This is a genomic window from Microbacterium sp. EB106-03-03-XG65 (assembly GCF_058791955.1).
In genome coordinates, this window is the sequence record NZ_JBYTEB010000001.1 from 2,095,217 (window position 1) to 2,120,240 (window position 25,024).

Annotated in this window: 22 protein-coding genes and 2 tRNA genes; 13 read left to right on the forward strand and 11 right to left on the reverse strand. The window is 67.6% G+C overall.

The window, feature by feature from the left end; genetic code table 11:
• Nucleotides 1-60 precede the first annotated feature (60 nt).
• Nucleotides 61-1,665 (forward strand): phosphoglycerate dehydrogenase, encoded by a 1,605-nt coding sequence (gene serA / locus AC3WS6_RS09820; RefSeq protein WP_492500840.1) that lies wholly within the window; start codon nt 61-63, stop codon nt 1,663-1,665.
• A gap of 74 nt (nt 1,666-1,739) precedes the next feature.
• On the opposite strand, the gene AC3WS6_RS09825 is transcribed toward serA, so the two are convergent.
• Nucleotides 1,740-2,285, reverse strand: coding sequence for a TetR/AcrR family transcriptional regulator (locus AC3WS6_RS09825; RefSeq protein ID WP_492500841.1), 546 nt, complete (start codon nt 2,283-2,285; stop codon nt 1,740-1,742).
• 112 nt (nt 2,286-2,397) lie between these two features.
• On the opposite strand from AC3WS6_RS09825, the gene AC3WS6_RS09830 reads away from it, so the two are divergent.
• From AC3WS6_RS09830 to AC3WS6_RS09850, 5 genes are all read left to right on the forward strand, one after another.
• Nucleotides 2,398-3,933, forward strand: a complete 1,536-nt coding sequence (locus AC3WS6_RS09830) for an MFS transporter (RefSeq protein WP_492500842.1) — start codon at nt 2,398-2,400, stop codon at nt 3,931-3,933.
• A gap of 75 nt (nt 3,934-4,008) precedes the next feature.
• The gene (locus tag AC3WS6_RS09835) at nt 4,009-5,052 is read left to right on the forward strand and encodes a 3-isopropylmalate dehydrogenase (RefSeq protein WP_492500843.1); all 1,044 of its coding nucleotides are present in this window, start codon (nt 4,009-4,011) and stop codon (nt 5,050-5,052) included.
• Between the two features lie 62 nt (nt 5,053-5,114).
• Nucleotides 5,115-6,215 carry a branched-chain amino acid aminotransferase gene (locus tag AC3WS6_RS09840; protein ID WP_492500844.1) on the forward strand — a complete coding sequence of 367 codons (1,101 nt, stop codon included), beginning with the start codon at nt 5,115-5,117 and terminating at the stop codon, nt 6,213-6,215.
• Nucleotides 6,216-6,295: 80 nt separating this feature from the next.
• A complete protein-coding gene (locus AC3WS6_RS09845) occupies nt 6,296-7,072 on the forward strand; it encodes a fumarylacetoacetate hydrolase family protein (protein ID WP_492500845.1) in 777 nt (258 codons plus the stop codon).
• The gene (locus AC3WS6_RS09850; protein WP_492500846.1) at nt 7,069-8,325 is read left to right on the forward strand and encodes an MFS transporter; all 1,257 of its coding nucleotides are present in this window, start codon (nt 7,069-7,071) and stop codon (nt 8,323-8,325) included. The genes AC3WS6_RS09845 and AC3WS6_RS09850 overlap by 4 nt, the downstream gene beginning before the upstream one ends.
• A gap of 67 nt (nt 8,326-8,392) precedes the next feature.
• On the opposite strand, the gene AC3WS6_RS09855 is transcribed toward AC3WS6_RS09850, so the two are convergent.
• The gene (locus AC3WS6_RS09855; protein ID WP_492500847.1) at nt 8,393-8,833 is read right to left on the reverse strand and encodes an acyl-CoA dehydrogenase family protein; all 441 of its coding nucleotides are present in this window, start codon (nt 8,831-8,833) and stop codon (nt 8,393-8,395) included.
• A gap of 664 nt (nt 8,834-9,497) precedes the next feature.
• Between AC3WS6_RS09855 and gltX the strand changes: the two genes are divergently transcribed.
• From gltX to AC3WS6_RS09870, 3 genes are all read left to right on the forward strand, one after another.
• Nucleotides 9,498-11,003, forward strand: a complete 1,506-nt coding sequence (gene gltX / locus AC3WS6_RS09860) for a glutamate--tRNA ligase (RefSeq protein WP_492500848.1) — start codon at nt 9,498-9,500, stop codon at nt 11,001-11,003.
• Nucleotides 11,004-11,181: 178 nt separating this feature from the next.
• A tRNA-Gln gene (locus AC3WS6_RS09865) sits at nt 11,182-11,253 on the forward strand.
• A 217-nt stretch (nt 11,254-11,470) separates the two neighbouring features.
• Nucleotides 11,471-12,430: a DNA topoisomerase IB gene (locus AC3WS6_RS09870; RefSeq protein WP_492500849.1), complete on the forward strand. Its 960-nt coding sequence runs from the start codon at nt 11,471-11,473 to the stop codon at nt 12,428-12,430.
• A 23-nt stretch (nt 12,431-12,453) separates the two neighbouring features.
• Here the strand turns inward: AC3WS6_RS09870 and AC3WS6_RS09875 are convergent, their stop codons facing one another.
• Nucleotides 12,454-13,311 (reverse strand): 3-hydroxyacyl-CoA dehydrogenase, encoded by an 858-nt coding sequence (locus AC3WS6_RS09875; RefSeq protein ID WP_492500850.1) that lies wholly within the window; start codon nt 13,309-13,311, stop codon nt 12,454-12,456.
• A gap of 37 nt (nt 13,312-13,348) precedes the next feature.
• Nucleotides 13,349-13,795, reverse strand: a complete 447-nt coding sequence (locus AC3WS6_RS09880; RefSeq protein ID WP_492500851.1) for a MarR family winged helix-turn-helix transcriptional regulator — start codon at nt 13,793-13,795, stop codon at nt 13,349-13,351.
• A gap of 71 nt (nt 13,796-13,866) precedes the next feature.
• Between AC3WS6_RS09880 and pepN the strand changes: the two genes are divergently transcribed.
• Nucleotides 13,867-16,344, forward strand: coding sequence for an aminopeptidase N (gene pepN / locus AC3WS6_RS09885; protein ID WP_492500852.1), 2,478 nt, complete (start codon nt 13,867-13,869; stop codon nt 16,342-16,344).
• Here the strand turns inward: pepN and AC3WS6_RS09890 are convergent, their stop codons facing one another.
• Both AC3WS6_RS09890 and AC3WS6_RS09895 read right to left on the reverse strand, forming a co-directional pair.
• The gene (locus AC3WS6_RS09890; protein WP_492500853.1) at nt 16,345-17,223 is read right to left on the reverse strand and encodes an aminoglycoside phosphotransferase family protein; all 879 of its coding nucleotides are present in this window, start codon (nt 17,221-17,223) and stop codon (nt 16,345-16,347) included. It lies immediately after the preceding gene.
• Nucleotides 17,223-17,861: an MBL fold metallo-hydrolase gene (locus tag AC3WS6_RS09895; protein ID WP_492500854.1), complete on the reverse strand. Its 639-nt coding sequence runs from the start codon at nt 17,859-17,861 to the stop codon at nt 17,223-17,225. Before AC3WS6_RS09895 ends, AC3WS6_RS09890 begins: the two co-directional genes overlap by 1 nt.
• A gap of 152 nt (nt 17,862-18,013) precedes the next feature.
• Between AC3WS6_RS09895 and AC3WS6_RS09900 the strand changes: the two genes are divergently transcribed.
• Nucleotides 18,014-18,086, forward strand: a tRNA-Glu gene (locus tag AC3WS6_RS09900).
• 86 nt (nt 18,087-18,172) lie between these two features.
• Here the strand turns inward: AC3WS6_RS09900 and AC3WS6_RS09905 are convergent.
• Nucleotides 18,173-19,366 (reverse strand): DUF4349 domain-containing protein, encoded by a 1,194-nt coding sequence (locus AC3WS6_RS09905; RefSeq protein ID WP_492500855.1) that lies wholly within the window; start codon nt 19,364-19,366, stop codon nt 18,173-18,175.
• Nucleotides 19,363-19,920: an RNA polymerase sigma factor gene (locus AC3WS6_RS09910; RefSeq protein WP_492501479.1), complete on the reverse strand. Its 558-nt coding sequence runs from the start codon at nt 19,918-19,920 to the stop codon at nt 19,363-19,365. Before AC3WS6_RS09910 ends, AC3WS6_RS09905 begins: the two co-directional genes overlap by 4 nt.
• 275 nt (nt 19,921-20,195) lie before the next feature.
• On the opposite strand from AC3WS6_RS09910, the gene AC3WS6_RS09915 reads away from it, so the two are divergent.
• Entirely contained in the window at nt 20,196-21,200 is a 1,005-nt protein-coding gene (locus AC3WS6_RS09915) for a TerC/Alx family metal homeostasis membrane protein (RefSeq protein WP_492500856.1), read from the forward strand.
• Between the two features lie 10 nt (nt 21,201-21,210).
• Here AC3WS6_RS09915 and AC3WS6_RS09920 read toward each other — a convergent pair whose 3' ends face one another.
• Nucleotides 21,211-21,804: an LON peptidase substrate-binding domain-containing protein gene (locus AC3WS6_RS09920; RefSeq protein ID WP_492500857.1), complete on the reverse strand. Its 594-nt coding sequence runs from the start codon at nt 21,802-21,804 to the stop codon at nt 21,211-21,213.
• A gap of 36 nt (nt 21,805-21,840) precedes the next feature.
• Between AC3WS6_RS09920 and AC3WS6_RS09925 the strand changes: the two genes are divergently transcribed.
• Nucleotides 21,841-22,338 carry a DUF427 domain-containing protein gene (locus AC3WS6_RS09925; RefSeq protein ID WP_492500858.1) on the forward strand — a complete coding sequence of 166 codons (498 nt, stop codon included), beginning with the start codon at nt 21,841-21,843 and terminating at the stop codon, nt 22,336-22,338.
• Nucleotides 22,339-22,352: 14 nt separating this feature from the next.
• Here AC3WS6_RS09925 and AC3WS6_RS09930 read toward each other — a convergent pair whose 3' ends face one another.
• Both AC3WS6_RS09930 and AC3WS6_RS09935 read right to left on the reverse strand, forming a co-directional pair.
• The gene (locus AC3WS6_RS09930) at nt 22,353-23,666 is read right to left on the reverse strand and encodes an LLM class flavin-dependent oxidoreductase (RefSeq protein ID WP_492500859.1); all 1,314 of its coding nucleotides are present in this window, start codon (nt 23,664-23,666) and stop codon (nt 22,353-22,355) included.
• Nucleotides 23,663-24,958, reverse strand: coding sequence for an O-acetylhomoserine aminocarboxypropyltransferase/cysteine synthase family protein (locus AC3WS6_RS09935; protein ID WP_492500860.1), 1,296 nt, complete (start codon nt 24,956-24,958; stop codon nt 23,663-23,665). The genes AC3WS6_RS09930 and AC3WS6_RS09935 overlap by 4 nt, the downstream gene beginning before the upstream one ends.
• Between the last annotated feature and the right edge of the window lie 66 nt (nt 24,959-25,024).

Consider the following 25,024-nt stretch of genomic DNA (forward strand, 5'->3'; position numbering starts at 1 on the left):
ATCGCGCCCCCATGGTGTGCGGCGCATCGGCCCCCTGTCGCGCTGCCCCGAAGGATCCCTGTGCCGAAGCCCGTCGTGCTCATCGCTGAAGTTCTCTCTCCCGCCACGATCGAGGCCCTCGGCCCCGACTTCGACGTCCGCAACGTCGATGGCACCGACCGTGAGGCGCTGTTCGCGTCGCTCGCGGATGCCGACGCGGTACTGATCCGTTCGGCGACGCACATCGACGAAGAGGCGCTCACCCACGCTCCGAAGCTCAAGGTCGTCGCCCGCGCAGGCGTCGGTCTCGACAACGTCGACATCAAGGCGGCCACGGCCGCAGGCGTCATGGTGGTCAACGCACCGACGTCGAACATCGTGTCTGCCGCCGAGCTGACGGTCGGCCACATCCTCAGCCTCGCCCGTCGCATCCCCGCCGCGCATGCGTCGCTCGCGGCCGGTCAGTGGAAGCGCAGCTCATTCACGGGAGCGGAGCTCTTCGAGAAGACGGTGGGCATCGTCGGCCTCGGACGAATCGGCGCCCTCGTCGCCGCGCGCCTCGCCGCGTTCGACATGCGCGTCGTCGCCTACGACCCCTACGTGACCTCGGCACGCGCGCAGCAGCTCGGTGTGCAGCTCCTCTCGCTCGATGAGCTCGTCGCAGAAGCGGACTTCCTCACGATCCACATGCCGAAGACGCCGGAGACGACCGGCATGATCGGTGCCGAGCAGTTCAAGGCCATGAAGCCCACCGCCTTCGTCGTCAATGTCGCGCGCGGCGGGCTCATCGACGAAGAAGCGCTCCACGCGGCACTCGTCGCGGGTGAGATCGCGGGTGCCGGTCTCGATGTCTTCACCTCCGAGCCGCCGGCCGAGGGCGGAACGGCCCGTCCGCTGCTCGACCTCCCCAACGTCGTCGTCACCCCGCACCTCGGGGCCAGCACCGAGGAGGCGCAGGAGAAGGCCGGTGTCTCCGTCGCCCGTTCCGTGCGCCTCGCGCTCGGCGGCGACCTCGTTCCCGACGCGGTCAACGTGGCCGGGGGAGTCATCGACCCGTACGTCCGCCCCGGCATCTCGCTCGTCGAGAAGCTCGGTCAGATCTTCGCCGCTCTCGCGACCTCACCTCTCACGAGCCTCGACGTCGAGGTGCACGGCGAACTGAACGACTACGACGTCAGCGTGCTGAAGCTCGCGGCGCTCAAGGGCGTGTTCACGAACATCGTCAGCGAGACGGTCTCGTACGTCAACGCACCGCTGCTCGCCGACCAGCGCGGTATCGCTGTGCGCCTGATCAAGGACGACGTGAGCGACGAGTACCGAAACGTCATCACGCTGGCCGGCGCGCTCTCCGACGGCACGCAGCTGTCGGTGTCGGGCACGCTCACCGGTCCCAAGCAGTCCGAGAAGCTGGTCGCGATCAACGACCATGCCCTCGAGCTGCCGATCGAGAAGCACCACGTCGTGATGCTCTACACCGACCGCCCCGGCATCGTCGCGGTCTACGGTCAGAAGTTCGGCGAGACGGGCATCAACATCGCCGGAATGCAGATCTCGCGTCTCGGCGCGGGCGACCAGGCGCTCAGCGTGCTCACGCTGGACTCGCCGGTCTCGGACGATCTGCTCGACGACCTGCGCAGCGAGATCGACGCCGACCTGTTCCGTCAGATCGAGATCACCGAGGTCTGATCGGGGGAGACCCGGACTCGAGAGCGGGAGGAGCGGCCGAGAGGTCGCCCTCCCGCTCTGTCGTCGCGCGTGAGTCAGGGGGCGGTCGCGCGCAGCACGAGCGTGATCAGATCGGACAGCTCGTCGCTTCTCGGCACGAGACGCTCGGGACCGTGCACGTCGAGCGAGTTGTTGAAGTAGAGACCGTCGCTCAGCAACATCACCAGGTCGAGGCTGGCGGCATCCCGCACATGGGGACGGATCGTGTCCTCCCAGCGGTCGCGGTTGCGGCGCAGCGCGTCGGCGGCAGGTGCCGAGCCGCCCTGGGCGAGGCGAGTGGCTGCGATGAGGGCGCGGTCGAGAGCATCGTCCTCCATGACCGACGTGCGGACGTAGTAGGCGACAGGCCCCTCGTCTGCCGCCGTCATGCGCTCGAGATCAAGGGTGGTGAGCGCATCGAGGCGCTCGATCAGGCCCGCCGCGAGCTCTTCCTTCGAGCCGAAGTGGTAGAGGAGGCCGCCCTTCGAGACGCCTGCGGCCTTGGCCGTCGCATCGAGTGTGGCCGCGCGCTCACCGTCTTCGATCACGATCGACTCGAAGGCGTCGAGGACGCGCTCGCGGGCGAGGGGAGGTCGGGGCATCGGGGATCCTCTGTTCGTCTCGATTCACAGTAGCGCGACGGTGTGACGACTCTGTTACTATACCATCTGGACGGTTTAGTAACGATGTCGTCCGGATTCTGAGAGGTGTTCCATGACCCGTACTGCGTCGATCCCGACGACAGAGACGGATGCCCCCCGCGTCGGCGCCCGTGGCTGGGCGGCTCTCGTCGTTCTCATGCTGCCGGTGCTGCTGGTGTCGGTCGACAACACGGTGCTGAGCTTCGCGCTCCCCGAGATCTCGATCGCGCTCGCTCCCACCGGAGCGGAGCAACTGTGGATCATCGACGTGTATCCGCTGGTGCTCGCCGGGCTGCTCGTCACCATGGGAACGCTCGGAGACCGCTTCGGGCGGCGCCGGATGCTGTTGATCGGAGCGACGGGCTTCGCTGCCGTGTCGGCACTCGCGGCGTTCGCCCCCACGGCAGGGCTGCTCATCGCGGCGCGGGCGCTCCTCGGCTTCTTCGGCGCGATGCTGATGCCGTCCACGCTCTCGCTGCTGCGCTCGATCTTCACGAACCGCGATCAGCGGCGCCTCGCGATCGCGGTCTGGGCGTCGGCCTTCTCGGCGGGGTCGGCCCTCGGGCCGATCGTCGGCGGCTTCCTGCTCGAGCACTTCGACTGGGGCTCGGTCTTCCTGATCGCCGTGCCGGTCCTGATCCCGCTCCTCATCGCCGCCCCGCTGCTCGTTCCCGAGAGCCGTGATCCCCACCCCGGACGCATCGACATCGTCAGCATCGCGCTCTCGATGGCCGCGATGATCCCGGTCGTCTACGCGATCAAGTCGCTCGCCGTCGACGGGCCCAGCCTCACCGCGGGTGCATGGGCGCTGCTCGGCATCGTGATGGGCTATCTCTTCGTGCGGCGGCAGCTCGCTGCCGAGGTTCCGATGCTCGACATGCAGCTGTTCCGCAGGGGGTCCTTCTCAGGGGCGATCCTCGTCAACCTCCTCAGCGTCGTCGCGCTCGTGGGCTTTCTCTACTTCGTGTCCCAGCACCTTCAACTCGTCCTCGGTCTCTCGCCGATGACGGCCGGCGCCGCGCTCGTGCCCGGAATGGCCGCGATGATCGTCGCGGGCCTCTCGGTCGTGCCGATCTCGCGGCGAGTGCCACCGCATGTGCTCGTGCCCGTCGGTCTCGCGTTCTCTGTGGCCGGCTACCTGCTGGTCGCGTTCACGACGGCGGATCACGGCGTCGCGCCGCTGATCATCGCCTTCGTGGTGCTGGGCATCGGGATCGGCGCGGCGGAGACGATCTCGAACGAGCTGATCCTCTCGAGTGCTCCGGCCGAGAAGGCGGGGGCGGCCAGTGCCGTGTCCGAGACCGCATACGAGCTCGGGGCGGTGCTCGGCACCGCCGTGCTCGGCGGCCTGATCACCGCGTTCTACCGCGGGGCCCTGGTGATCCCCGCCGGCATCCCCGCAGAGTCGGCGCACGCCGCGAAGGAGACGCTCGCCGGTGCCTACACCGCCGCGAAGGACCTCCCCGCGCAACTCGGAGAGGCGCTGTGGGATGCGGCATCCGCCGCCTTCGGATCGGGTGTCCTGGTGACCTCCCTGATCGGCGCGGCACTGGTTGTCCTGGCCGGGGCGATCGCCGCCGTCACACTGCGCAAGGTGCCCTCGCACTGACCAGTACGCTGGGAGGACCGGCGCGCTCGGCATGCATCCGAGCGTCGGCCGGTCCATCCCGATGCAAGGAGTGTCATGTCGCGTGTCGTGAAGCTGGCCGTCATCCCCGGTGACGGAATCGGCCCAGAGGTCGTCGCCGAGGCCGAGAAGGTCCTCGACGCGGTCACCGCATCGAGCGATGTGACGTTCGAGAAGACGCGCTTCTCGCTCGGTGCCGCGCGTTTCCTCGAGACCGGCGACACCCTCACGGACGACGATCTGCAGTCGATCTCCGAACATGACGCGATCCTGCTCGGCGCCGTCGGCGGTACGCCCGGCGACCCCCGCCTCAAGGACGCGAACATCGAGCGCGGCCTGCTGCTGAAGCTCCGGTTCACTCTCGACCACTACGTCAACCTGCGTCCGTCGAAGCTCTTCGCCGGCGCCTCCGGCCCGCTCTCGAACCCCGGCGAGATCGACTTCGTCGTCGTCCGTGAGGGTACCGAGGGGCCATACGTCGGCAACGGCGGCGCGATCCGCAAGGGCACACCGCACGAGGTCGCCAACGAGACGTCCGTGAATACGGCCTTCGGCGTCGAACGGGTCGTGCGTTACGCGTTCGATCTCGCGGAGCGTCGAGGCAAGAAGGTGACGCTGGTGCACAAGACCAACGTCCTCGTGCACGCCGGAGCGATCTGGCAGCGGATCGTGGACGAGGTCGCGGCGGAGCACCCGGACGTGGCGGTAGACTACCTGCACGTCGATGCGGCGACGATCTTCCTCGTCACACACCCCTCTCGCTTCGACGTGATCGTCACCGACAACCTGTTCGGCGACATTCTCACAGACCTTGCGGGAGCCGTCACCGGCGGCATCGGACTCGCAGCCTCGGGCAACATCAATCCCGACGGCACCTTCCCGTCGATGTTCGAGCCCGTCCACGGCTCGGCGCCGGACATCGCGGGGCAGCAGAAGGCCGATCCGACCGCCGCGATCCTGTCGATCGCACTGCTGCTCGACCATCTCGGTCTCACCACGGAATCAGCTCGCGTGAGCGCCGCCGTCGAGGCCGACATCGCCGCCCGCTCGGGCGCACGCACGACAGCGGAGATCGGCTCCGCGATCGCCGCGCTGCTCTGAGTGGCAGGCGTAGGCTGAAGCGGCGCGATGAGGCGCCCACCCACAAGGAACGGAATGAAGACATGACGACGATCGACGCAGAGACCGCCACGGCTCCGCTGGAGTTCGCTGTGACCAGGAACCTGGCTGCGGCCTCGCCCGCGCGGGTCGCAGAGGTGCACGAGAACCCGGGGTTCGGTGTCGTCTTCACCGACCACATGGTCGACATCTGCTGGTCCGCCAAGGGCGGGTGGCACCGTCCTCGCGTGCAGCCCTACGGACCCATTGCGCTCGACCCCGCGGCGTCGGTCCTGCACTACGCCCAGGAGATCTTCGAGGGCATCAAGGCCTACCGCCACGCCGACGGCTCGATCCACACGTTCCGGCCCGACCGCAACGCCGCACGGCTGCAGGCCAGTGCGCGTCGTCTCGCGCTGCCGGAGCTCCCGACGGAGTACTTCATCCAGTCGTTGCGCGAGATCATCGCCGTCGACGGTCGTTGGGTGCCGTCGGGCGCCGACCAGAGCCTGTACCTGCGCCCGTTCATGTTCGCCAAGGAGGCCTTCCTCGGCGTGCGTGCGGCGCAGAAGGTCGCGTACTACGTGATCGCAAGCCCGGCCGGCGCGTACTTCACCGGGGGCGTGAAGCCCGTGCGCATCTGGCTCTCCGAGGACTACGCCCGTGCCGGCAAGGGCGGCACCGGTAAGGCGAAGACCGGCGGCAACTACGCGTCGAGCCTGCTCGCGCAGAGTGAGGCCAGCGCGAAGGGCTGCGACCAGGTCGTGTTCCTCAATGAGGAGCGCAACGTCGAGGAGCTCGGCGGCATGAACGTCGTGTTCGTGTTCAAGGACGGTCGCGTGGTGACTCCGGAGTCCGACAGCATCCTCGAGGGGATCACGCGGGATTCGCTGCTGCAGCTCGCCGAAGACCGCGGATACACGGTCGAGAAGCGCCCGATCTCCATCGACGAGTGGCGCGAGGGCGTGGCCTCCGGCGACATCGTCGAGGTCTTCGCGTGCGGAACCGCCGCAGTCGTGACGCCCATCGGCGCTCTGGTGGGTGAGGGCTTCGATGAGCCGCAGCCGCTCGGCGAGCTCGCGCTGTCACTGCGCGAAGAGCTCACCGACATCCAGTACGGACGCCGAGAGGACAAGCACGGCTGGTTGCTGCGCCTCGACGCCTGAGCACCTTCGCACTCCTGAGACCCCGCTGCGCTCCCGCGCAGCGGGGTCTCGTCGTGCAGCACGCTGGATAGGCTGGTGGCATGAAGATCGCCCGATTCAGCCATGACGACGCCATCCTCTTCGGGATCGTCGACGACACCGACCTCGTCGTCCTCTCGGGCGATCCGCTCTTCGCGGGATACGAGCCCACGGGAGACAGGGTGCCGATCGCGGACGCGGTGATCCTCGCCCCGGTGATCCCGCGGTCGAAGATCGTCTGCGTCGGCAAGAACTATCACGATCATGCCGCCGAGATGGGGGGAGTGGCTCCCGAGGAGCCGCTGCTGTTCCTCAAGCCCAACACCGCTGTGATCGGCCCCGGCGACGCGATCGTGCGTCCATCGATCTCGGAGCAGACCGAGTACGAAGGTGAGCTCGCCGTCGTGATCGGCAGGGTCGCGAAGAACGTGAAGGCCGCAGATGCGCTCGATCACGTGCTCGGCTACACGATCGCCAACGACGTGACCGCGCGTGACCTGCAGCGCAAAGACGGCCAGTGGACGCGCGCGAAGGGGTTCGACACGTTCTGCCCCCTCGGCCCGACCATCAGCACCGACTTCGACCCCTCGGTCGCGACCATCGAGACCCGCGTCAACGGCGAGGTGCGGCAGAAGGCGCCGCTCACCGACATGATCCACTCGGTCGAGGCGATCATCGAGCATGCCTCGGCGGCGTTCACGCTGCTGCCGGGCGACGTCATTCTCACGGGCACGCCGGCGGGTGTGGGGGAGTTCGTCGCCGGAGACACCGTCGAGGTCGAGATCACCGGCCTGGGTATCCTGCGCAACACCGTGCGTGACGCCGTGCGCGCGTCATGACCGCTGGCGCCCTCACGGCTGCTCAGCAGGCGGCGGTGCAGCGGCGCACCGTGCTGGTTCTCTCGACCGGGCAAGTGCTGGGCGGGATCGCGTTCGGGGCGACCGTGTCGCTCGGTGCTCTGCTCGCCGCCGATCTCTCGGGCAGCGATGCGCTCTCGGGACTGGCGACGGCCTCTGTCACGCTCGGTGCTGCGGTGTGCGCGATTCCGTTGGCGCGGCTCGCTGCGAGGGTCGGCCGACGCCGCGCACTCACACTCGGCAACCTGTTCGCGCTCGTCGGCATCGCCGTGGTCATCCTCGCGGCTTCTCTGCGGGTGTTCCCTCTGCTCTTGGTCGGCATTCTGATGATCGGCGCCGGGAACGCCGGCAATCTGCAGTCGCGCTTCGCCGCGACCGACCTCGCGGCGCCGCAGCACCGCGGCCGCGATCTCTCGATCGTGGTGTGGGCGACGACGATCGGAGGAGTCGCCGGCCCCCTGCTGCTCGGCCCTGGTGAGATCGTGGGAGCGGCCATCGGGATGCCGCCGCAGACGGGGTCGTACGCCTTCTCGTTCGTCGCCCAGTGCGCCGCTCTCGTGCTCTATCTGGTCGCGCTGCGCCCGGATCCGCTCATCGCGGCGCAAGGACTCGCCAGAGCGGCAGCCGCCGCGACCGGCCAGGTCTTCGCGGATCGTCCGGTCGTCGCACGGTACGCCATCTTCGCCGTGGCAGGATCGCACGTCGTGATGGCGTCGGTCATGGCCATGACTCCCGTGCACCTCGCCCACATGGCGCACGGAGACCATGGCATGGCTCCGACGCCGGCCGACGTCTCGGCGCTCGTGGGGATCACGATCGCGCTGCATGTCGGTGGCATGTACGCGCTGTCTCCGCTCTTCGGAATCCTTGCAGACCGCTGGGGTCGACTGCGTGTCGTTCTGCTCGGGCAGCTGCTGCTGGGCGGCGCGCTCGCTTTCGCCGTGTTCGTGAACGACCAGGAGTGGGGCGTGATGGTGGCGCTCATCCTGCTCGGCCTGGGCTGGAGTGCGGCGACAGTCGCAGGGGCGGCTCTGCTGACCGAGTCGAGTGCTCCGGACCTCCGCACCCGCCGACAGGGACGGAGCGACTCGCTGATGAGCCTGTCCGCCGCGGCCGGTGCGGTGCTGGCGGGCGTGATCCTGTCGAATTTCCAGTATGCCGGGCTAGGGATCGCAGCATCCGTCCTGGTGGTCGCGATCGTGGCGCTCTCGCCGCTCGGAGTGGTGAAGAGGTGACGCCGCCGGGGGTGCCGGGTCGACGCGCCGGTTCAGCGCAGACACGACACCCCCGGCCGCACGCCGATCAGGTGTACCAGGTCGGTTCCGGCACTTCGTTGAGCAGTACGTACGCGCCCACTTCGCGCTTCTTGTAGGGGAGCGGATCGTGCAGGCTGTGGGTTCGCAGATTACGCCAGAAGATGTCGAGGCCCACGGAGCTCGCCGAGGCCCGGGCGCCCGTGAGCTCGAACACCTTGGTGGCGATCTGCAGGCCGTCGTCGACGATCCGCAGTTTGCCTGCAGCGATCCGCACGGCGACGTCTCCGCGTCGACGTGCGGTGAGCTCTTCCCGCGGTGCATGCAGGAGGGCGCTGATCTCTGCGCCGACGGCGTCGAGCAGCGCCTCGTCGGCCCACAGCTTCGACGCCAGCTCACCGTAGCCCTCAAGCACGTACCACTCGTCTGTGGCACGCTCCTTGTCGTCACCGCCGTAGGGCCATGCTCGGGTCGTGGTCCGTGTAGGCAAATGCCGTCTCGAGAGCTGCCTGCGCGATGCCGAGGTAGAAGTTGGCGAAGACGAGCTGGATCGTCGGAACGTTGAGGGTGTTGTATACCAGCGGAACGAACTGCCGGTCGACGAATCCGGCGGCTGAGGCTTGCGCCCCGAGAAGACGAGGTCGTCACCGTCTTCTCTGATCGTCAGGTCCGAATCGCGCGGGTTGACGGCACCGCCGAACAGCAGTTCGTTCGACGTGTAGAGCTCTTCTACAGCGGTGATCTGGTCGTCCGTCGCGACGAGGCGGGCCGCCCACGCCCAGACCCGAGTCCTTGAGCAGCTGCACCTCGGCATGAGGTGTCGCGGTCGCGCTCGACGGCGTCGACCGCGAGGATGTCGGCGACCTCCTGAGCCCTGTCGAGCCATTCGGCGCTCGTCCGAGGACGGTCGGCGCCTCGCCACCGATCGCCGAGTCCGGTAGCCGTCGTATCCGTGAGTGTCATGGTGGTGCCTTCCGTTCGTGCGTGTCCGACGGTGTGAGGATTGCCGCCACGATAGGAGCCGATGATCGCGTCGCACCGGGGTGTTACCCGGGGTGAGTCTGCGTTACCCGCTGTGACTGCATCGCGACGCGCGGCGACGTCGAGATGGCGCCGATGGGGCGCGAGCCTGGCGCAACTAGAATCGAAGGGCTATGGCTACTCCTCATCCCCTCACCACGACCGCCAGCGGTGCCGACGTCCGCGTCCGCTTCTGCCCGTCGCCCACCGGCCTTCCGCATGTCGGCATGGTCCGCACAGCGCTCTTCAACTGGGCGTATGCCCGTCACACGGGCGGGAAGATGGTGTTCCGTATCGAGGACACCGACGCCGCTCGCGACAGTGAAGAGAGCTTCCGTCAGCTCGTCGATGCGCTCACCTGGCTCAAGATCGACTGGGATGAAGGGGTCGAGGTGGGCGGCCCGCACGCTCCGTATCGGCAGTCCGAGCGTCATGAGATCTATCGCGGCGTGATCGACAAGCTACTCGACTCCGGGGCGCTGTACGAGAGCTATTCGACGGCGGACGAGATCGACGCCCGTAACGAGGCCGCGGGCCGCGCGAAGCAGCTCGGGTACGACAACTTCGATCGGCACCTGACCGACGAGCAGAAAGAGGCGTTCCGCGCGGAGGGCCGTCAGCCCGCCCTGCGCCTGCGCGTACCCGACGAGGATCTCACGTACGTCGACCTCATCCGGGGCGAGGTGACGTTCCCCGCCGGATCCTTCCCCGACTTCGTCGTCGTGCGTCCGAACGGCATCCCGCTGTACACCTTCGTGAACCCGGTCGACGATGCGCTGATGGGCATCACGCACGTGCTGCGCGGCGAAGACCTGATGCCGTCGACCGCGCGTCAGCTCGCCCTGTACGCGGCGCTGATCGATGCAGGGGTCACGAGCTTCGTCCCGCGCTTCGCGCACATGCCGCTCGTGCTGGGCGAGACCGGCAACAAGAAGCTCTCGAAGCGCGACCCGCAGGCAGACCTCTTCCTGCACCGCGATCGCGGATTCATCCACGAGGGTCTGCTGAACTACCTCGCGCTGCTCGGCTGGTCGATCGGTCCCGATCGCGACGTGTTCTCGCTCGATGAGTTCACCGAGGCGTTCGACATCGTGAACGTGAACCCGAACCCGGCACGGTTCGACCAGAAGAAGGCCGAGTCGATCAACGGTGACCACATCCGCAGGCTCGGCGAGAAGGACTTCGCCGAACGCACGGTGCCCTACCTCGCCGCCGCGGGTCTGTTCGAGGAACCCACGCACGAACAGCTCGTGATGGCGTTCCGGGTGGCGCCGCTCGTGCAGGAGCGTGTGCAGCTGCTGGGGGAGGTGCCGGGGATGGTCGGATTCCTCTTCACCGACGACGTCTCGTACGATGCGGATGCGCTCAGGGGGTTGCCGGCGAATGCCGCCGAGGTGCTCGACGCGTGTGTCGCGGCGCTCGAGCCGGTGTCGGAGTTCACGCCGGAGAAGATCCAGGAAGCTCTCTCCGCCGCCCTGGTCGAGACTCTCGAGCTCAAGCCGCGTGTCGCCTTCGGGCCTCCGCGTGTGGCGATCACCGGCCGTCGCATCTCGCCGCCGCTGTTCGAGTCCATGGAGCTGCTGGGCAAGGACGAATCGTTGCGCCGGTTGCGCGCGCTCTCGGAGTTCCTCGCCGGCTGATCCTGCAGAGAGGGAGAGCATCCCGTGGGTGCTCTCCCTCTCTCTGTCCTCTGCGGTGCAGGAGGCGTGGTCGAGGGCCCCAGCTCGAGCGACGCGCCCGGACGGCGGGGGGCGTTTTGGCAATACGGTCAAGGCTCGGGTAAGCTTGACTCTCGGTGCGAGGCTCCGGTTTCGCCCTTGGGGTATGGTGTAATTGGCAACACGGCGGTTTCTGGTTCCGTTGTTCTTGGTTCGAGTCCAGGTACCCCAGCAAGGTGAAGCCCGCGGATCTCCGCGGGCTTTCTTGCATTCTCAGGCGCTCCACTCCCGGTCGGAGCACCCCTCGTGCGAGTCCGTGATCACGAGAGCGATCATCTTCATAGCAGTTGGGTTAGCTCGCACGCCATGCCCTTCACAGAATCGCCCGCACCCCGCATTCTCATGCTCGGACGCTCCATACTCGAGAGGAGCGCCGGAGAGAGACGGCGATGGCACTGAGACGAGTCGTTCCGGGCGAGGAGCCTGGAATCCGACGCATCCGGTCGGGGTCGGGATTCCGCTATATCGACGCCGCAGAACAGCCCGTGATGGAAGCCGATCGCGAGCGGATCCGAGATCTCGTCATCCCCCCGGCGTGGAAGGACGTGTGGATCGCCGCGGACCCGCTCGCGCACATCCAGGCGGTGGGGACGGACGATGCCGGACGGCGGCAGTACCTCTACCACCCGCTCTGGCGTGCCGGCCGTGACCAGCGGAAGTTCGCGAGGGCGCTTCGGCTGGCAGCGTCCCTGCCTTCGGCGAGAGCCCAGGTCACCCGCGCGATCAACCAGCAGGGTCTCACGCGCGAGCGCGCTCTCGCGGTCGCGTTCCGTCTGCTCGACGATGCCGCTCTGCGCATCGGATCCGAGCGGTACCTGGTCAAGAACGGCAGCCGAGGCCTCAGCACGCTGCGTCGCCACGATGTGCGGATCGACGGAAGCACCGTCTCGTTGAGCTTTCCCGCCAAGAGTCGCCAGATAGCCTCCATCGAGATCAGCGATGCTCCGCTCGCCGACGCCCTGTCGGAGTTCGCCGTCGGTTCTCCCCGAGCGCCGCTGCTCGCATACCGGAAGGGGAGACGACGGGTTCGTGTGAACTCGGGAGAGGTGAACGACTACCTCAAACAGGTCACGGGCTCCGCATTCACGGCGAAGGACTTCCGCACGCTCCATGGGACGATCCTCGCAGCCGATGCCCTCGCCCGCATCGGACGCCTCGAGACCAAGAACGAGCGACGCAGAGCCGAGCGCCTCGCCGTCCAGGCGACGGCGTCGGCACTCGGCAACACTCTCGCGGTGGCACGGGGGAGCTACATCGATCCGCGCGTGTTCCGGCAGTACGCGCGTGGTCGCACCCTCGACCTCACGGTGTCGCCGGAGACCGCCATCCGCAAGCTGCTCGGGCGCTGAGGGCCCGCGCTCTCGCGCGGTCCTCAGCTCTCGCGAGGATAGGTGTAGAAACCCTCACCGGTCGCGACGCCGAGCTTGCCCCTGTCGATGTACTGCTCCTTCAGCAGATCGGCGAACCGCTGCTGCTTCTCGCCGCCCATGCGTGAGATGTTGTACGCGGTGGTGAGGCCCACGATGTCGTAGATCTCGAACGGCCCTGCGGGCGCACCGGTGCCGATCCGCCAGGTCGCGTCGATGGCCTCGGGTTCGGCGATGCCGTCGACGAGAAGCTCTGCCCCTGCTTCGAGGAAGGGCACGAGCAGCGAGTTCAGCAGGTACCCGGCCTTCTCCTTCTTGATCTGGATCGGGACCATGCCGATCTCGGAGGCGAAGTCGACGACCGACTCGTACACAACAGGGTCGGTGGCAGGAGTGCCCATCACCTCGGCGGTGTTGTGCGCCCAGATCTCGTTGGCGAAGTGCAGAGCGAGGAAGCGGTCGGGGCGACCCGTCGAGTCCGCGAGTGCGCTGGGCAGCAGGGTCGACGAGTTCGTCGCGAAGATCGTCGAGGCGGGGGCGACCTCCGCGAGAGTCCGGTAGATGCCCTGTTTGAGCTCGAGGCTCTCGGGGACGGCCTCGATGATGAGGTCGGCGTCGCTCGCGGCATCCGAGAGATCCGAGGTGAGTCGGATCCGCTCGATCGCCGCTTTCGCGCCGCCATCGGCGGAGCCCTCGACTCGATCTGTCACATAGCGTTCCGCGAGAGCCTGGAATCGTTCCGACGCCCGCGTGAGCGCCGCCTGGTCGATGTCGTATGCGACGACGTCGAATCCGTGGAAGGCGGTCTGGAACGCGATCTGCGATCCCAAGACGCCGGTCCCGAGAACGGTGATGTTCTTCATTTTCCTTCTTCTTTCCTCGATGGCCTTGTGGGCCTGGTCAGGGTGCGCCGTGGCCGCGGTCGAAGCGCTGCAGGTCGTGCGCGAATCGCGAGACCTCTTCGTCGGACCAGTCAGCCAGGTGGGTGTCGATGACATCGTGCAGTGCGGCGAGCGTGCCGAGGAAAGCCTCGTCGCCGGCCGGTGTCAGCGTCAGTGGGCGGCCGCGTCCCGCAGGCGACGAGGCCTCTTCGACCAGCCCGAGTGCGATGAGCGCGGAGAGCTGGCGTGACACGGTCGATCGATTCAGGCGGAACATCTGCGCGATGTCCGTCGAACGAATTCCGGGGGCGTCGGCGATCGCCATCACGATCGACTGCTCGGTGATCGAGAGCCGGGTCTCTCCGGCGCGCGCATCGACGAGACCGCGGCGCGTTATGCCGACGAGGGAGCGCAGCACGGTCGCGCTGTGTTCGCGTCGTGCATCCGATCCCTTGGATTGTTGCATGGCGCAACTCTACGCCTCTCTGTTGCACTATGCAACGCGATGCCGCAGAGCGTAGATGACAGGATGGACGCATGGACACCGCCAACCTCACCCGCGAGGAGACCGCCGCGCGATCCGCGGCCCTCTCCGTGCGAAGCATCCGAGTGGAGCTCGACCTGACCGGCGCACCGGAGCGAGCGCGCACGAGCTTCTCGACGGTCACGACCCTCGAGTTCGCCTCCACCTCGGAGTCGACGTGGGTGGACTTCATCGGTGAGAGCGTCGATCGCGTCGTCGTCAACGGCGTCGAGCAGGACGTGGAGTACGACGGTGCCCGGATCGCGATCCACGGCCTGGGGGAGTCCAACGTCGTGCGCATCGAGGCGGTCGCCGCATACAGCCGCTCGGGCGAGGGGCTGCATCGCTTCCATGACCCCGCCGACGATCTCACCTACCTCTACACGCAGTACGAGCCGGCTGATTCGCGTCGGGTGATGGCGTGTTTCGAGCAGCCCGACCTCAAAGCCGCGTTCACGTTCGTCGTCGATGCGCCGGCAGGATGGAACGTCCTCTCGAACCAGGCTCCGGCGAAGGTCGACCTCGGCGTCGGAGTGCAGCGCGTGGAGTTCGCCCCGACCCTCCCGATCTCGAGCTACATCACATCGGTGGCGGCTGGCCCCTACACCCGCATCGACGGCCACTGGCAGCGTGACGATCAGCGCATCGCGCTCGGCCTGTTCGCCCGACAGTCGCTCGCGCAGTACCTCGAGGCCGATGACATCCTCGAGATCACGCGTCAGGGGCTCGACTTCTTCGCGGATGCCTTCGCCTACCCGTATCCGTGGGGCAAATACGACCAGATCTTCGTGCCCGAGTACAACCTCGGAGCGATGGAGAATCCGGGACTCGTCACATTCACGGAGGCGTACCTGTCTCGAGGCGCTGCGACCGATGCGCAGCGCGCCGCCCGCGCGAACACGATCCTGCACGAGATGGCGCATATGTGGTTCGGCGATCTCGTGACCATGAAGTGGTGGGACGATCTGTGGCTCAAGGAGTCGTTCGCCGACTACATGGGCGCCCACGCCTCGGCGGTGGCGACGCGGTTCCACGATGCCTGGGTGAAGTTCGCGGCGAGTCGCAAGGCGTGGGCCTATCAACAGGATCAGCTGCCGACGACGCATCCGATCGTCGCGGACATCACCGACCTCGAGGCGGCGAAGCTGAACTTCGACGGCATCACGTACGCCAAGGGGGCGGCGGTGCTCAAGCAGCTCGTCGCGTTCGTCGGCGACGACGCGTTCTTCGAAGGCGCGCGCCGCTACTTCGCGGCCAATGCCTTCGGCAACACGACCCTCGAGGACTTCCTCGTCGAGTTGAGTGCCGTGTCGGGACGAGACATGACCGAATGGTCGCGCGCCTGGCTGCAGACCACCGGTGTGTCGACGCTGTGGATCGAGCGGGACGGTGACGAGGTCACCCTCGTGCAGAGCGCTCCGCGCCCGCACAGGCTCCGGGTCGGTCTCTACGAGAGCATCGACGGGCGGGTGGTGCGCACGCAGCAGATCGCCCTCGATGTCGCGGAGGAGAGGACTCCGATCGAGCTGCCGCACGCCGATCTCGTCCTCCTCAACGACGACGACCTGACGTATGCGAAGGTTCGCCTCGACGAGACGTCGCTCCGCACTGTCGAGGAGTCGCTGTCGTCGATCGAAGATCCGCTCGCCCGCGCCGTCGTCTGGTCCGCTCTGTGGAACGCCACGCGAGACGGCGAACTCCCTGCCCAGCGATACACGTCGATCGTCCGCTCTCACGCTCGCGGTGAGACGAACATCGGGCTGCTGGTCGGCATTCTCGCGAATGCGGCGTTCGCGATCCGGCACTACGTCTCCGAGGCTGTTCGCGACGACGAACAGCGCACCTGGGTGGAAGCGACCTGGACGGCGCTGCAGGACGCGGATGCCGGAGGCGACGCGCAGTTGTCGTGGGCGCGCGCCTTCGCGAGCGCCGCGACATTCGACGACTGTCGGCAGCGGGAGATCCGCGGCCTGCTCGACGATGACGTGCCCGCGGGCCTGGTGGTCGACCCCGACCTCCGGTGGCAGCTGCTCACGGCGCTGGTCACCACCGGGCATGCCGACGCTTCGGAGATCGCCGAGGAGCAGCGCCGTGATGACACCGGAAGCGGACGAACGGCTGCTCGACGAGCGTTCGCGTCTCGACCCGAGGCTCTCGTGCGCGCGGCGGCGTGGGATGCGGCGTGGAACGATCTCGGACTCAGCAACGACCACCTCGATGCGGAGATCGCCGGCATCCGCGCGGGCGGTCGGCGCGACCTCATCGACGGATTCGACGACGAGTACTTCGCGCGAATCGTCGACGCCTGGCGGTCACGGAGCATCGAACTGGCGCAGCGGCTCGTGGTCGGGCTGTTCCCCGCATCCCACTCGCTCGATGCGGTCGATGCCTGGCTCGCCGACAATGCATCGGCGCCGGCGGCATTGCGGCGCATCGTGATCGAGCAGCGCGACCACCTCGCCCGCGACCTCCGGGTCCGCGGCGCGCAGTAGTCAGCGTTCGGTGAGGGCGAGAACGGTGCTCGCCCCGAGTCTGCGGAACTCCGGCCGGTCGTCCATCTGCGTGAGGAAGACGGTCGCGAGGTACGCCGCCCAGGCGCGAGCGCGGATCCAGGTGGCGTCGTCATAGCGGGCACGAGTGGCGCGACGGAAGGTCATGTGGCCCGGTTGGTCGAACAGCAGCCACGCTGCGGCGAGATCGTAGGCGGGGTCGCCCGCGGTGACGTCGCCGAAGTCGATCAGCGCGCAGAGCGCTCCATCGCGCACGATGATGTTGCCGGGGTGGAGGTCCCCGTGGATCCAGACACGCTCACCGGTCGGCTCTGCATCCAGTCCGTCCTGCCAGGCCCGGCCGATGACCGGTGGCAGGGCGACGGTACGAAGCCTCTCCGCCATGACTCCGTCTCGATCTCCCAACGGCACTCCGCGCACGGGATTGCGCGGCGCATCGTCGGGGGCCGTCCGGTGCAGCGCCGAGAGGGCGTCGGCGAGACTCCTCGCCCACCGGGCGTTCTCGCCGCGGGTGATCCCGAGCGCGTGCTCGCCCTCGATCCACGGGACGATCGACCAGGGCCACGGGAAGCGGTCGGAGGCGCCGCCCGCCAGCACCGGTATCGGAGTGCGCACGCCGACGGCGGCGAGACGCGGCCCGAGGTGCGGCAACGCGCGCTGCTCGTGCTCCGCGAGCGCGAGCGAGGCATCGCGTCGGGGGATGCGAAGTGCCAGATCGTCGCCGATCCGCCACATCGCGTTGTCCCAGCCCGCGGCCACCAGGTGCAGAGACCGTTCGGCGAGGTGCGGTGCCGACGACTGCAGGAGGGTGCGGACCTGCGACTCGTCGAGCGTGATCTGCGCGGCCGGTGAGTCCGCCATCAGACGTCGAGCGACTCGCCGGGCTCCAACACGAAGAACTCGCCGCCGTTCTGCTCGGTGGCCCATTGCAGTCGCTGGCGATGCATCGTCTTGCCCGCCACCGAGAGCGTCATGTCATGAGTGCCGAACGCGCGCCGCGGACGCACGGCCAGTACGTAGTCCATCGCCTCGCCGATCTTCAGCCACGGGGCGCCGAGCGGGGCGGCGAGGATGTCGACGTCGACGCCCTCAGGGACGGCGTATGAGTCTCCCGGATAGTAGAGGACCTCGTTCACGAGCACGCCCACGTTCTCGATCGTGGGGATCGACGAGTGGATGACCTCGTGGGACCCTCCGAAGAAGCGGAGGCTGAATCGGCCGACCTCCACCGTGTCCCCGGGCGCCACGACCGTGATGTCGTATCCGGCGGCTGCGCGGGCGACTCCGGACGGCGCGTAGATCGGAGTCCTCGGTGCTGCGCTGAGGATGCGGTCGAGGTGCTCGGGGGTCCAGTGATCGGGGTGCTCGTGGGTGAGCACGACGGCCACGAGGCCACCGAGGTCCTGCGGGGGAGTCGTGAAGGACCCGGGATCGATGAGGAGGACCTCCGAACCCTGCTCGATGCGGAGGGCGGCATGTTCGAATTTCGTGACGCGCATGAGACGAGTCAACTCCTTCTGTCCCCGTCTGGCAAACGCCGCCGCGTCGCGCGCCACGCCCGGGAATCGACGACGGCCGCGCTCGATTTTGCGCGCACAGAATCGCCATGGCATACTTGAACAGTTGTCGCGGCACGGAAGTTCCGCAAGACGGCCCCATCGTATAGCGGCCTAGTACGCTGCCCTCTCACGGCGGTAACGCGGGTTCGAATCCCGCTGGGGTCACACAACATACGAAAGCCCTCCGGTTGTCCGGGGGGCTTTCGTGATTTCCGGGGTTTCCGGGCCGGTGATCTCCGGGTCGGGGCCGATCAGCTCTCGGCAGCAGACACTTCTCGGGAGCGTCGGATGCGGCGCGAGCGCCTCGTGCGGCGGAGGAAGAAGATCACGAGCATGAGCACACTGGCGACGGCGATCCACGGGAGCAGGAATCCGAGTGCGACGACGAGGGCGTTGAGCGAGGCCACGAGACCGTTCCAGCCCGCGAAGAGTCCGTCCGCGAACCCGGCGGGGTCGGCAGCGGTCGGCGGATCCGTGCGGGTCAGCTGCACCTGGAGGGTCGACAGGGCGACCTGATCGTCGAGCGCGGCGAGCTGCTGCTGGTACGACTCGAGCTGTGCCTGACGATCGGTGAGAGCGACCTCGGCCTCGATGAGCTCCGCCACCGTGCCTGTCTGCGACATGAGCTCGGTGAGACGCTGTACGGACGCCTTCATGGCCTCGACCCGTGCGCGCAGGTCGATAGCGGTCGAGGTGACGTCCTGCCGCGACACCGATGAAGACAGCACGTCTCCGGAGTCCGCGAGTGCGGCGATCGCTGCAGTGAGGTCGGAAGACGGCACGCGGACGTTGATCCACCCGTAGCCTGCGTCGGCGGGAGCCGGGGCAGTGGGACTGTCACCGGCTGCGCTCGCGCCGATCTCGGTGCTCTCGACATAACCTCCATAGGACTCCGCGAGTGCGCTGATGGCGGCGGACGCCGTGGGGATGTCCTTCACCTCGAGTGTGGCGGTCGCGGTCGCGATGATCTCCCGGTCCGCGGTGTCAGACGCCGCGGGTGCGAGAGCGGAGGACTCCGCCTCTGTGACCAGAGCGCCGGTATCGCCCTGCTCGACCGCGCCTCCCCGGGAGTCCTCGACGACGACGCCGGAGGGCATGTCTGCGCTGTCTGCGGTGCTCATGGCTCCGCCGGTCACGGCGCCGACGATGGGCGGTGCGACCAGGATCCCCACGACGAAGGCGGCGGCGATGCCTGCCCCGGTCAACCAGCGACGGCGCCGCACTCGTGCGCGCGCCGCGGTCGCCGTCGTCCGACGTCGGTCGTCGCTCGAGATCTCATGGAGAACGGCCGCCTCGATGCGCGCGACGGCGGAATCCGTGAGCACGGGCAGCTCGTCCGCAGGCACGGCGGCGCTCTGCGCTGCGCTGTCGACGGCTTCTCCGCCTTCCCTGTGCGCTGCGTCGTTCATGATGGCCCTGTCTTCGTCTGGAGTGCTGTCGTTCATGCGCCACTCGCTTCCTTCACGGCACCGCGCAGTCGGGTGCGGACTCGGGAGAGACGGTTCCGGACGATGGCATGGCTCACGCCCAGCTCTTCGGCCGCGGCCTGGTATGCGTACCCTTCAGCGGCACACAGACGGAAGATCTCGCGATCGAGCGCGTTCAGGGTGCCGATCTCGGCCGTGATCCGCGCTGCCAGTGCGGCCGTGATCACCTGGTCCTCGATGTCGATCGCCGAAGGGATCGCGTCATCGAGCATGTCCGTGGTGTGCGACCGGTCCCGCCTGCGCTGTCGCAGTCGGTTCGCGGCCTGAAACCGACAGATCGTCGCGAGCCAGGGGAGCAACGACTCGCCCCGCAGCTCGAGATCCGGCAGCTTCCGCCACGCGGTGACGAATGTCTCCTGCGTCACGTCCTCTGCATCGGAGGGGGAGCCGAGTAGTCCGTGCGCGATCCAATAGACCGCACGGACATGCGCGCGGTACAGCTCGCGGAAGGCGCTCTCGTCACCCTTTGCGGCCTGCGCCACCCAACTCTGGTCACTCGTCTGCACGGAAATCCCGTTTCGGTTCGGTGTCTCTCACCTGGGAAGTGTCGGACGACGCCTCATCGTCTCAGATCCTGTCGTGAGTCGCAGGAACCGATCCACGGCGACAGCTCGACTCGGCTAGAATCGACGACGCGAGAGGGAGTATCCCGCAAGCGCACCCGCCGTCATCACGAGCACCGTCATCGCTGCTCCGGTCGTGCGACGCATTCCATGCGTGGGAGAGACTTTCGGCAGTTTTGCGACCCTCCGACTATCCGGCCCCTCCCGAAAGGTGCAGAGCACCCTTGGACATCCCTGTCTGGTTCGAGATCACCTCGATGGTGGTCCTCTCGATCATCCTGATCGCCGACCTTCTGCTCGTACGTCTTCGTCCGCACATCCCCTCGACGAAGGAATCCACGCTGTGGGTCGTCTTCTATGTCGGGCTCGCGCTGATCTTCGCCGTACTTCTCGGAAACGTCGCGGGATGGCGCAATGCGGGCGACTTCATCACGGGTTGGGCGCTGGAGTACAGTCTCTCGATCGACAACCTGTTCGTGTTCGTGCTGATCATGGCGCAGTTCGCGGTACCGCGGCGCCTGCAGCAGCAGGTGCTGATGGTGGGCATCATCATCGCGCTCGTGCTGCGAGGTGCGTTCATCCTCGTCGGTGTGACGGTCATCGAGCACTTCTCGCCGATCTTCTACATCTTCGGCGCATTCCTCATCTACACCGCCATCAAGCAGGCGATGCCCGAGGGCGAGCATGAAGACGATGTGAAACGCGAGAACTTCATCGTGCGCCTGCTGCGGCGCCGCATCGACATCAGCGAGACCTACGACGGCTCGAAGCTGCGGACCACGGTCGACGGCACGCGCATGTGGACTCCGATGGTCATCGTGTTCATCACCATCGGTGTCACCGACCTGATCTTCGCGATCGACTCGATCCCTGCGATCTTCGAGATCACGACGAACGGGTTCCTCGTCTTCGCCGCGAACATCTTCGCTCTCATGGGTCTTCGCCAGCTCTACTTCCTGCTGGGCGACCTGCTCGACCGCCTGCGCTACCTGCACTACGGCATCGCGGTCATCCTCGGCTTCATCGGCATCAAGCTGATCCTGCATGCCCTGCACGAGAACGAGCTGCCGTTCATCAACGGTGGTCAGCACGTCGAATGGGTTCCCGAGATCGACAACCTCGTCTCGCTCGGCGTCATCATCGTGTCGATGACCGTCGCGACCGTGGCGAGCCTGATCGCCGCATCGCGCGAGAAGACCGCGGCGAAGAAGGCGGCGATCGTCGAGTAGGGGCGCGCCCTCAGTCTGCCGACCACAGCAGCTCGGCGTCGAGCGTGAGATCGACCACCTGACGAAGCAGGGCGCCGACCGTGGTCGACTGCAGGAGCGTGTAGCGGTCGTACTCTCCGAGCGGTGCGATCGCGGCGAGTTGCCAGGACGACTCGAGAGGGTCGACTGAGAGCTCGGTCTCCGGGTCCCACGGACCGTCGACGCGCGCGAGGACGCTTCGTACGATCGCCTCCGCTTCGGTGCGCAGCGGGGTGAGCGCATCGTTCCACTCCAGCACGGGAAGCGGCGAGATCTCGGCCCGAGGATAGGGCTCGTCGTCCGTCCACTGCTCGACCGTGAACCGAGTGGTGCCGACCGCGACGATGTGGAGCACGTCAGCATCCGCCGAGACGCTCGCCAGCCGGGCGAGCGTGCCGACCTGGCTGCGCCGGTCGCCGCCGCCGACTTCGTGACCGCGTTCGATGAGCATGACACCGAACTGCGGATCTTCTTCGTCGAGAAGCTGCCCGATCATCGTGAGGTATCGCGGCTCGAACACGCGCAGCAGGAGAGGCGTGTGCGGGAAGAGCACCGAGCCAAGCGGGAACATCGGTCGTGCGGCCATGACCCCAGTCAACACCGCGCGACGTACAGTGAACAGATGCGCAGACCAGACGTCATCACACCGGCTCCCGGACAGGAATCCGTGTGGGACTATCCGCGGCCGCCGCGGGTCGAGAGGGTGGCCGAGCGCGTCACCATTCGTCTCGGCGGTGAACTCGTCGTCGACACCCGTGATGCGGTGAGGGTGCTCGAGACGAGTCATCCTCCTGTGTACTACCTGCCGATCGCCGACTTCGTCGAGGGGGCGCTCCTGGATGCCCCCGGTTCGTCGTTCTGCGAGTTCAAGGGTGCGGCGCGCTACCTCGACGTGCGTGGCGGAGGGCGGGTGGCCGCCGGCGCGGCATGGAACTACCCGCATCCGACCCGCGGGTTCGAGGCTCTGTCAGGCCGGGTCGCTGTCTATGCCGGGCCGATGGACGAGTGCACGGTTGGCGGCGAGGTCGTCGTCCCGCAGCCGGGCGGGTTCTACGGCGGCTGGGTGACGTCGACCGTCGTCGGGCCGTTCAAGGGAGTGCCGGGATCCATGGGCTGGTGAGCCGGGCAGCTCGCTCAGAACGCGCGCAGATTCGCCTGCAGACCGCCCTCGACGTACTCCCGACGCAGGATGCCGCGGCGGCGGAGCACGGGCACGAGCTCATCGAGCGTCCGGTGCAGGGTGACCGGGTGGAAATCGCCCCACAGCAGTATGCCGTCGTTGCCCCAGTCGCCGAGCTCTTCGATGAGATCGGCGAACTCCTCGGCGGTCCCGACGAACCCCGAGCGGTCGGTGATGCGGCCGGTGCGGGCGAGCGCTGTGAGATGGGCGCGCAGCGGAGCTTCTTCGCCCCGGTCGCCGATCAGGCGCTGGATGCTGCCGCGCGAGACGTGCTCCCCGAAGACCGACAGGTCGAGCGGGCGGTCGAGATCGAGCGCGGTCAAGTCGGTCTCGAGGTCGCTCGACTGCTTACGAGCGATCTGCACGAGCGCGCTGTCGTCGGGGTGTGCCGACGCGGCGACGATGCGATCCGCCTCCTCGGGCGATGAGGTGATGACGGGCTGGATGGCGAACAGGATCTTGATGTCGTCGGCCGAACGGCCTGCAGCGACCGCCGCGTCGTGGATCTTCGCCCGATACGCTCGCACGGAGGCTTCGTCCAGAGGGGCCAGAGCGAGCTGCACGTCGGAGTTCGCACCGGCGAATCCGAGTCCTCGGCCGGATCCGCCGGGGGAGACGATCGCGGGTTCGCCGCCGGTGAAGGGCACCGCGTTCAACGGTCCGTCGAACGCGAAGTGCTCACCACGATGGCGCACGGGGCGCAGCCTCGATCCGTCAGCGAACACGTCGGTGCCGCGGTCCTGCACCAGAGCGCCGTCGTCCCAGCTCCGCCACAGCGCTCGGATCCCGGAGAGCCATTCCTCGGCGCGATCGTAGGCCGCATCGTGGCCCAGCTGCTCGGCGGCCGAGAAATGGCGGGCGCTGCCCGTGTCGGTGACGACGTTGAGTCCGAGGCGGTGCGCGCTGAGGTGCTGCAGGGTCGAGAACTGTCGCGCTGCCGTGTACGGCAGATAGGCCGCCGGGTTGACCGTCGGCACGACTCCGAGATGGCGGGTGGCCTGGAACAGATACGGCGCTAGCAGAAGCGGATCGTGCTTGGGGCCGCCGAACGCGTGGCGGACGCGCAGATCGATCGTCTCGGGAGAGCCGAGCGACGGTGCGTCCTCGATGATGACGAGGTCGAACCCGGCCTGCTCCAGAGTGCGAGCCGCCTCCTGGTAGATCTCGGGGCGGGTCCAGTCGTAGTCCCAGTCAAGTGACGGGTATCCCCAGCCCTGCGGACCGAAGCCGCGCGCCAGGAACCATCCGAAGTGCTGGGGCCTGCTCACGCGACGGCCTCTCGCGCCGGCTCCAGCACGCGCGCGAGATCCCCGAGGAGGTCGGCGACGTCTTCGATCCCGATCGAGAGACGCAGGGTTCCCGGCTGCACGCCGAGGATGTCGCGCTCCTCCTGCGTGCGGTGAGAATGGCTCGTCGTCCCCGGGTGCAGCACGAGGGAGCGGACATCGCCGATGTGCGTCATATGGGTGAACACCTCGACGCTCTCGACGAAGTCGCGTGCCGCGCCGAGCCCTCCGCGCAGCGTGAACGTGAAGATGGATCCGTAGCCGCCGTGCAGGTACTTCTCGGCAAGGGCGTGATCGGGGTGCGTCTCGAGGCCGACGTGGTCGACGCTCTCGACCGCATCCTGCGCGGCCAGCCAACGGGCCACCTCGAGCGCGTTGCGGGACTGGCGCTCGACGCGGAGCCCGAGCGTCTCCGCGCCCTGGCCGATCAGGAAGGCGTTGAGCGGAGACGGCGATGCGCCGAAGCGGGGCGCGACGGATTCACGGGCATACGCGATGCGTGCCTTGCCACCGTGCCGTGCGGCGACGCTCGGAAAGCCGCCGCGGCCGGGGAGCACAAGATGTGGTGCGTTGTGGCCCGCCTTCGCCGCGTCGAAGCGACCGTCGTCCACGAGGACCCCGCCCAGGACCGAGCCATGACCGGCGAGGAACTTCGATGCCGAGTGCACGACCATCGCGGCGCCGTGCTCGATCGGACGGACGAGGAACGGGGTGGCGAGCGTGTTGTCGACGATGAGCGGAATCGCAGCATCGTCGGCGACGGCGCTCACGGCTGCGATATCGAGGATGTCGTTGCGGGCGTTCGCGATCGACTCGGCGAACAGAGCCCTCGTGTTCGGACGGATCTCTCGGCGCCAGGCCTCCGGGTCGCCGATGTCGTCGATGAAGGTCGCTTCGATGCCGAGCCTCGCGAGGTTGTCGAGGAGAAGTCCGCGTGTGCCCTCGTAGATGTGCGTGGAGGAGACGATGTGGTCACCGGCTCCGGCCACTGTCAGGAGAGCGGTGACGACAGCCGCCTGACCGCTGGCGACGAGAACCGCATCCGCACCGGACTCGAGCGCGGCGAGTTGCCGCTCGACCGCGTGCACCGTCGGATTGCCGGTGCGCGTGTAGCCGAAACCCGTGCCCGTGCCGAAGTGGTGTGCCGCGTGGTCGAAGTCGTCGAATTCGAAGCCGGCGGTCAGATAGATCGGGGTCGCCCTGGACGACGCCGCACCCTGATTCCGGGCGGCGTGGACCGCCTTGGTGGCGAAGCCGGTGGTGTCGTCGGTCATGCGCGTGCCTCTCGAAGGTGCGGGTGACTGTAGCGTGTCACGCGGCGACTCGGGGTGCGGAAGCGA

Bases quoted from the DNA above. Each gene is read 5' to 3' on its own strand.
- AC3WS6_RS09895 (WP_492500854.1), bottom strand. From the start codon at position 17,861: ATGCGCGTCACGAAATTCGAACATGCCGCCCTCCGCATCGAGCAGGGT.
- AC3WS6_RS09890 (WP_492500853.1), bottom strand. From the start codon at position 17,223: ATGGCGGACTCACCGGCCGCGCAGATCACGCTCGACGAGTCGCAGGTC.
- AC3WS6_RS09845 (WP_492500845.1), top strand. From the start codon at position 6,296: ATGAAGATCGCCCGATTCAGCCATGACGACGCCATCCTCTTCGGGATC.
- AC3WS6_RS09875 (WP_492500850.1), bottom strand. From the start codon at position 13,311: ATGAAGAACATCACCGTTCTCGGGACCGGCGTCTTGGGATCGCAGATC.
- gltX (WP_492500848.1), top strand. From the start codon at position 9,498: ATGGCTACTCCTCATCCCCTCACCACGACCGCCAGCGGTGCCGACGTC.
- AC3WS6_RS09850 (WP_492500846.1), top strand. From the start codon at position 7,069: ATGACCGCTGGCGCCCTCACGGCTGCTCAGCAGGCGGCGGTGCAGCGG.
- AC3WS6_RS09825 (WP_492500841.1), bottom strand. From the start codon at position 2,285: ATGCCCCGACCTCCCCTCGCCCGCGAGCGCGTCCTCGACGCCTTCGAG.
- AC3WS6_RS09835 (WP_492500843.1), top strand. From the start codon at position 4,009: ATGTCGCGTGTCGTGAAGCTGGCCGTCATCCCCGGTGACGGAATCGGC.
- pepN (WP_492500852.1), top strand. From the start codon at position 13,867: ATGGACACCGCCAACCTCACCCGCGAGGAGACCGCCGCGCGATCCGCG.
- AC3WS6_RS09840 (WP_492500844.1), top strand. From the start codon at position 5,115: ATGACGACGATCGACGCAGAGACCGCCACGGCTCCGCTGGAGTTCGCT.
- AC3WS6_RS09920 (WP_492500857.1), bottom strand. From the start codon at position 21,804: ATGGCCGCACGACCGATGTTCCCGCTTGGCTCGGTGCTCTTCCCGCAC.
- AC3WS6_RS09925 (WP_492500858.1), top strand. From the start codon at position 21,841: ATGCGCAGACCAGACGTCATCACACCGGCTCCCGGACAGGAATCCGTG.
- AC3WS6_RS09870 (WP_492500849.1), top strand. From the start codon at position 11,471: ATGGCACTGAGACGAGTCGTTCCGGGCGAGGAGCCTGGAATCCGACGC.
- AC3WS6_RS09905 (WP_492500855.1), bottom strand. From the start codon at position 19,366: ATGAACGACAGCACTCCAGACGAAGACAGGGCCATCATGAACGACGCA.
- AC3WS6_RS09830 (WP_492500842.1), top strand. From the start codon at position 2,398: ATGACCCGTACTGCGTCGATCCCGACGACAGAGACGGATGCCCCCCGC.
- AC3WS6_RS09880 (WP_492500851.1), bottom strand. From the start codon at position 13,795: ATGCAACAATCCAAGGGATCGGATGCACGACGCGAACACAGCGCGACC.
- AC3WS6_RS09935 (WP_492500860.1), bottom strand. From the start codon at position 24,958: ATGACCGACGACACCACCGGCTTCGCCACCAAGGCGGTCCACGCCGCC.